Annotated in this window: 1 protein-coding gene and 1 other annotated feature; the gene reads left to right on the top strand. The window is 68.3% G+C overall.

All coding sequences use genetic code 11. From position 1 onward, the window contains the following. Nucleotides 1-20 precede the first annotated feature (20 nt). Nucleotides 21-1,291 (top strand): IS3 family transposase gene (locus tag ABWV20_RS19190; protein ID WP_353358068.1). Its coding sequence is split into 2 segments (ribosomal slippage): nt 21-306 and nt 306-1,291, totalling 1,272 coding nucleotides; the frame shifts between segments, so codons are not numbered across the junction. After that, nucleotides 302-433 (top strand) — a sequence feature (AL1L pseudoknot). (Overlaps the previous gene by 132 nt.) Nucleotides 1,292-1,307: the final 16 nt, after the last annotated feature.

The following is a 1,307-nucleotide window of genomic DNA, read 5'->3' as shown; positions in this document are numbered from 1 at the left end:
TTCCACGGAAAGGTGGAGTTATGCCAGCACCGAGGAAGTACCCGGATGAGCTGCGTGATCGGGCGCAGCGGTTGGTCGCGGAGGCGATGAGCGAGGATCCCTTGCTGTCGATGAACGCGGCCGTGCGGCGGATCGCGCCGAAGGTCGGGGTCGTGCCCGACACGTTGCGCGGGTGGGTGCGTCGGGCCGAGATCGACGAGGGTCGCCGGCCGGGGACCACGAGCAGCGACGCGGCCTCGATCAAGGCGTTGCAGGCCGAGGTCCGTGAACTGAAGAGGGCCAACGAAATCCTGTTGGCCGCATCGTCTTTCTTCGCGCGGGAGCTCGACCCGCGACTGCCGTGGTGACCGCGTTCATCGACGCCCACCACGAGGCGTTCGGGGTCGTGCCGATCTGCAGGGTGCTCACCGAGCACGGCTGCCCGATCGCCCCGAGCACGTACTACGCGGCGCGAGCCCGGGGCCTGTCGGCTCGGGCGGTCCGTGACGAGCTGGTCCTGGACGAGGTGTGCCGGGTCCACCAGGCCTCCCGGGGTGGGCTGTACGGGGCGCGGAAGATCTACCACCAGCTGCGTCGTGAGGGGGTCACCGTGCAGGGGTCGCCGGTCGCTCGGTGCACGATCGAGCGGTTGATGAAAGCCACTGGGATGCAGGGGGTTCGGCGTGACCGTCGGGTCCGGACCACGATCCCCGACGACACCGCTGCGCGGCCGGCCGACCTGGTCAGGCGGGACTTCACCGCGACCCGCCCGAACGAGCTGTGGGTGGTCGACTTCACCTACGTCGCGACCTTCGCCGGGTTCGTGTACGTCGCGTTCGCGATCGACGTGTTCTCCCGGATGATCGTGGGCTGGCGAGCAGCCTCGTCGATGAAGACCGACCTGCCACTGGACGCACTGGACATGGCGCTGTGGCACCGCGGCCGCGCCGGGCACAACGTGAACGGGCTCGTGCACCACTCCGACGCGGGCAGCCAGTACACCTCGATCCGCTACACCGACCGGCTCGTCGAGGCCGGACTGCACGCCTCGATCGGTACCGTGGGCGACTCGTACGACAACGCCCTCGCTGAGAGCGTCAACGGCCTCTACAAGGCCGAACTCGTCTACTGGGAAGGGCCTTGGCGAGGCGCGGACGACCTCGAGCTCGCGACCCTCGGCTGGGTCGACTGGTTCAACCACACCAGGATCCACTCCTCGCTGGACTACCAGACGCCCGCCGAGGTCGAGGATGAGTACTACCGTCACAACCACGCCGTCGAGCAGCCGCTCCCGGCAGAACTGACCGTCTGACAAACCCGGGGCGATT

It is taken from the genome of Intrasporangium sp. DVR (assembly GCF_040365325.1).
Lineage (GTDB): Bacteria > Actinomycetota > Actinomycetes > Actinomycetales > Dermatophilaceae > Intrasporangium.
This window is presented reverse-complemented; position numbering and strand designations above follow the sequence as displayed.